The organism is Mesorhizobium sp. M7A.F.Ca.US.006.04.2.1, from assembly GCF_004022915.1.
Lineage (GTDB): Bacteria > Pseudomonadota > Alphaproteobacteria > Rhizobiales > Rhizobiaceae > Mesorhizobium > Mesorhizobium ciceri.
This window is the reverse complement of sequence record NZ_RZQA01000505.1, coordinates 1-4,823: the sequence shown is the minus strand read 5'-3', so window position 1 is coordinate 4,823 and position 4,823 is coordinate 1. Positions and strand designations below refer to the sequence as shown.

General features: G+C 62.4%; 4 protein-coding genes. 2 read left to right on the top strand and 2 right to left on the bottom strand.

The features are described from left to right. Window positions 1-702 (bottom strand): inorganic phosphate transporter (locus EN925_RS23785; RefSeq protein ID WP_206632896.1); only part of this gene is annotated, 702 nt, incomplete at its 3' end. A gap of 124 nt (window positions 703-826) precedes the next feature. Further along, window positions 827-1,360: a TetR/AcrR family transcriptional regulator gene (locus EN925_RS23780; protein WP_013529308.1), complete on the bottom strand. Its 534-nt coding sequence runs from the start codon at window positions 1,358-1,360 to the stop codon at window positions 827-829. A 145-nt stretch (window positions 1,361-1,505) separates the two neighbouring features. Here EN925_RS23780 and EN925_RS23775 point away from each other — a divergent pair, with 145 nt between their 5' ends. Then, window positions 1,506-2,837, top strand: a complete 1,332-nt coding sequence (locus EN925_RS23775; protein WP_013529307.1) for an efflux RND transporter periplasmic adaptor subunit — start codon at window positions 1,506-1,508, stop codon at window positions 2,835-2,837. After that, window positions 2,834-4,823 (top strand): efflux RND transporter permease subunit (locus EN925_RS23770; RefSeq protein WP_164894353.1); only part of this gene is annotated, 1,990 nt, incomplete at its 3' end. The genes EN925_RS23775 and EN925_RS23770, both read left to right, overlap by 4 nt.

The following is a 4,823-nucleotide window of genomic DNA, read 5'->3' as shown; positions in this document are numbered from 1 at the left end:
CTCGTAGAGCGCCGGATTGCGCACCAGCAGCTTCATTACATAGAGCAGTATCGCCGCGGCGAAGAAGCCGATGATCGGCGACACCAGCAGGGTGACGCCGACATTGGTCGCCTGCGACCAGTCGACGCCGCTGGTGGCGCTGCCGGCGGGCGCCATGAACTGGTTGGCAAGGCCGACGCCGATGATCGAACCGACCATCGTGTGCGAGCTCGACGCCGGCAGTCCGAGGAACCAGGTGCCGAGATTCCACAGGATCGCCGCCACAAGCAGCGCGAACACCATGGCGAAGCCCGAGGACGAGCCGACCTGCAGGATCAGCTCGACCGGCAGCAGCGACAGGATGCCGAAAGCGACCGCGCCGCTGGAGGTGAGAACCCCCAGGAAATTGAAGGCGCCCGACCACATGACGGCGAATTCGGCCGGCATCGAGCGCGTGTAGATAACCGTCGCCACCGCATTGGCGGTGTCATGGAAGCCGTTGACGAACTCGAAGCCGAGCGCGATCAGCAAGGCGATGCCAAGCAGGATCCACGGCACGGTCTTGGCCACCGCAAGATCCTGGCTGAGCGCGTAGCCGACATAGGCGATGCCGACGAGCACCAGCACGCCGAAGGCCGGCAGGAACCACTTCGCGCTGCCCGATTGATCCAGCGGATGATCCGGTCTCGGAATGCCCGCCTCGCTAGAAACTATGTCCACCATGTCCCACTCCAGATGCATTGCAGCAAAGAACTGGGAAGACGCTATGTCCGCACGATGAACCCTGTGTGACGCCAGCGAACGCCGCGTTCACGAACAGGCCTGCCGAAAAGCGGGTGGGCGGCGCCTATTTGGCAATCTCGAGCAGCGACGATACCAACAACTGGCGCTCGTCTTTCGACAGGACATCCGAATCGAAGAGGTTCATGCTGCGCAATCCCTCGATGGCGAGATAGCAGATCAACAGCGATTTGAGATCCGGCGTCTCGCCCTTCAGCCGCTCGAAAAGCTGCCGCTTGAAGGTCTTTATCGGCATCATGAAATCGGGATCCTCGGCGATGGCCGAGAAGATCCAGGACGCCGACGGCTGCTTTTCCTCGCAATCATTGGCCGACAGCCTGATGTAGACGGCCAGGGGATTTTCGTCCTTGTCATTTGTGCGGGCGGCTTCCAGCGCGTGCTCGAACTCGCGCAGATAGCCTTCGACCAAACCTTGCATCAATTTGGCCTTGGTCGGGAAATTGTAGAGGAGCCCTCCCTTCGACACGCCGGCACGGCTGGCGACGGCATCCAGCGACAGGCTGCCTGGTCCGGATTCCCGGGCAACATCAGCCGCCGCGGCGAGAATCTTCTCGCGCGAATTCGGTCTTTGGGCTCTCATGGTGCCTCCCATCGCAAGCTTAGGCCCAATTGACAAGACCGTCCAGACGGTACAGGAAGACCGCCATTATTTGAAATCGGGACCCGCAGTCGGTATGTGTCCCGATATCCGCGCTTCGCGCCGGATTTCGACTGAGGGGACTTCCTTGTTCAAGCGCATACTCCGTATCTTTATCATTGTTCTGGTTCTGGCCCTGCTCGTCGTCGTGGTCGGCGGCATCGTCGGCTTCAACTTCCTGCGCGACAACGGCATCAAGCAGTACTTCGCATCGATGAAGCCGCCGGCGGCAACCGTTTCGACGACCATCGCCAAGCCTTCGGCCTGGACGCCAGGCGTCGAGGCGATCGGCACGGTCAAGGCGGTGCGCGGTGTCGACCTGACGGTCGAGACTACCGGTATCGTCAAGGACATCCTTTTCCATGCCAACCAGAAGGTGGCGGACAATGCGGTTCTGCTGCAACTCGATGACGCCGTCGAGCGCGCCGACCTCGATGCACAGAAGGCGCAAGCCGCGCTAGACCAGACCTCACTTGCCCGCGCCATCGAACTGACCAGGCGTGGCGTTGGCTCCGACTCGACGCTGGACACGGCGCGTGCGGCGGCCTCGGCCTCGGCATCCCAAGTCACCAAGCTGCAGGCCGTGCTCGACCAGAAGCAGCTGACGGCGCCTTTCGGCGGCACGGTGGGTATCCCGAAGATCGATGTCGGCCAGTATTTGGCGCCCGGCACCGCCGTGGTGACATTGCAGGACCTCGACACGATGCGGGTCGATTTCACGGTTCCCGAACAGCAACTCGCCTTGCTCAAGATCGGCCAGACGATTCGATTGGGCTTTGGCGGCGAGGACAGGCCATTCGCAGGCGCCATTCGTGGCATAGACCCGAAGATCGACTCGTCCAGCCGGCTGGTGAACATCCGGGCGGAAGTCGCCAATCCCGATGGCAAGCTGACCCCCGGCCAGTTCGTGCAGGTGCGTGTCGAGCTGCCCGAAGAGCAGAACGTGCTGACCCTGCCGCAGACGGCGCTGACGACAAGTCTCTATGGCGACTACATCTTCGTGGTGCAGCCAGCCAAGCCCGCCGAGACAGCGCCAGCTGCCAAGCCGGAGGAAAAACCCGCTGCGCCGGCAGCCGACAAATCGGCTGACGCCAAGCCTGCGGACACCAAGCCGGCCGATGCCATGAAGCCGGCGGCTGATGCAGCCAAGCCTGCCGCCGATGCGGCAAAGCCAACTGACAAGGCTGCCGATGGGGCCAAGCCGGCGGCGGAAGGTGACAAGCCCGCGCTCGTGCTGTCGCAGGTGTTCGTCAAGCCCGGCCGCCGCAATCAAGGCATGGTCGAGATCGTCGAGGGGCTGAAGGCCGGCGACGAGGTCGTCACCGCCGGTCAGAACCGCCTCTTCAACGGCATGTCCGTCGTTGTGGACAACACCATCGACCCGACCAAATCGGCGAACAAGCAGGCCGACCAGCAATGAGCTTTTCAGATCTCTTCATTCGCCGGCCTGTTCTTTCGACGGTCCTTGCTTGCATGATCCTGCTCCTGGGTTTCCAGGGCATCTTCAATCTGTCGATCCGGCAGTATCCGAAGGTCGATGAAACGGCCATCACGATCACCACGGCCTATCCAGGCGCCAGCGCCGATCTGATCCAGGGCTTCATTTCCGCCCCGATCGCCCGCGCCGTCGCGTCGACCGAAAACATCGACTACGTCACCTCGTCCAGCCGCCCGTCCTCCAGCACCGTGACGGTGCAGATGAAGCTCGGCTCGAACCCCGACGTCGCGCTGACCGAAGTTCTGTCCAAGGTTCAGGGCGTGCGCGGCACTTTGCCGGACGCGTCGAAGGACCCTGTCATCGTCAAGGGCACCGGCCAGCAGTTCGCGATGATGTACATCTCGATGCAGAATCCGAACATGACGAAGGAGCAGCTGACGGAGTATATCGAGCGCGTCATCAGACCGCGCATGTCGACGGTCGAAGGCGTCGCCGACGTGCAGATCTTCGGCGCCCAGGAATACTCGATGCGCGTCTGGATCGATCCGGTCAAACTTGCGGCGCGCGGCGTGACCGCCTCCGAACTGCTGACGGCGATCAACAATTCCAACTTCCTGTCGGCGCCCGGCAACACCCAGAACGAGTATGTCGTCTCCTCGATCACCGTGCGCTCGACATTGCAGACGCCGGAGGCATTCGCCGAGCTGCCGCTGCGCTCGACCGACGGCAATGTGGTGCGGTTGCGCGACGTGGCTCGCGTCGAACTCGCCGCCGAGAACACCGACACCAGGGTCTCGTTCAACGGTAAGCCAGGCACCTTCCTCGCCATCTTCCCGACGCCGGCGGCCAATCCGCTGACCACGGCGGCTGCGCTCACCAAGCTGGTGCCGCAGATTCAGGAGACACTGCCGAAAGGCATGACGATCGAGGTCGTCTACGACGCGACCGGGCAGATCAGCGCCTCGATTGAAGAGGTGTTCAAGACCATCGGCGAGGCGGTTGCCATCGTCGTCGTCGTCATCCTTCTGTTCCTTGGCTCCTTCCGGTCGGTGATGATGCCGATCATCACCATCCCGTTGTCGCTGATCGGCGTCTGCTTCCTTTTGTTCGCGGTTGGCTACTCGATCAACCTTCTGTCGCTGCTCGCCATGGTGCTGGCGATCGGCCTGGTCGTCGACGACGCCATCGTGGTGGTGGAGAACATCCACCGTCACATGGAAGAAGATCACATGTCGCCGATGCAGGCTGCGTTCAGCGGTATGCGCGAAATCGCATCAGCCATCGTTGCCATGACCATGACGCTGGCCGCCGTGTTCGCACCGCTGGCATTTACCGGCGGCCTGACCGGCGCGCTGTTCCGTGAATTCGCGGTCACGCTCGCCGGCTCGGTGGTGCTGTCGGGTGTCATCGCCATCACCATCACCCCGATGATGTCGGCACGCCTCTTGAAGTCCGGCACGCCGGGCCGTTTCCAGCGCATTGTCGACGGCACCTTCGCGCGCGTCGAGCATGTCTATGAACGCGCCGTCACCGGATCGCTGAACTATCGCCCGTTGACGTTGATCATCGTGCTTGCGCTTGTCGGCGTCACCGGCTTCATGTTCACCAAGACCTCGAGCGAACTTGCGCCGGAAGAGGACCAGGGCTTTCTGCTCTCGATTGTGACGGCGCCGCGTTATGCGACGTCCGATTACACCGAGACATACGTCAACCAGATCCTCGGCCTGGTGAAGGATATTCCCGAAACACGGGCGCAGTTCTCGGCCGTCGCCTTCGGCGGCACGACAAACAGCGCCTTCGTCGGCTATGCCTTCAAGGACTGGGCGGAACGCAAGCGCAATTCGAAGGAACTGCAGGCTGACATTACGGCCCGTATCGCCAAAGTGGCCGGTGTCGAGGCCTTCGTCTTCGCACCGCCGACGCTGCCGGGCTCCGGCGGCGGCCTGCCCATTTCCATGGTGGTACGAT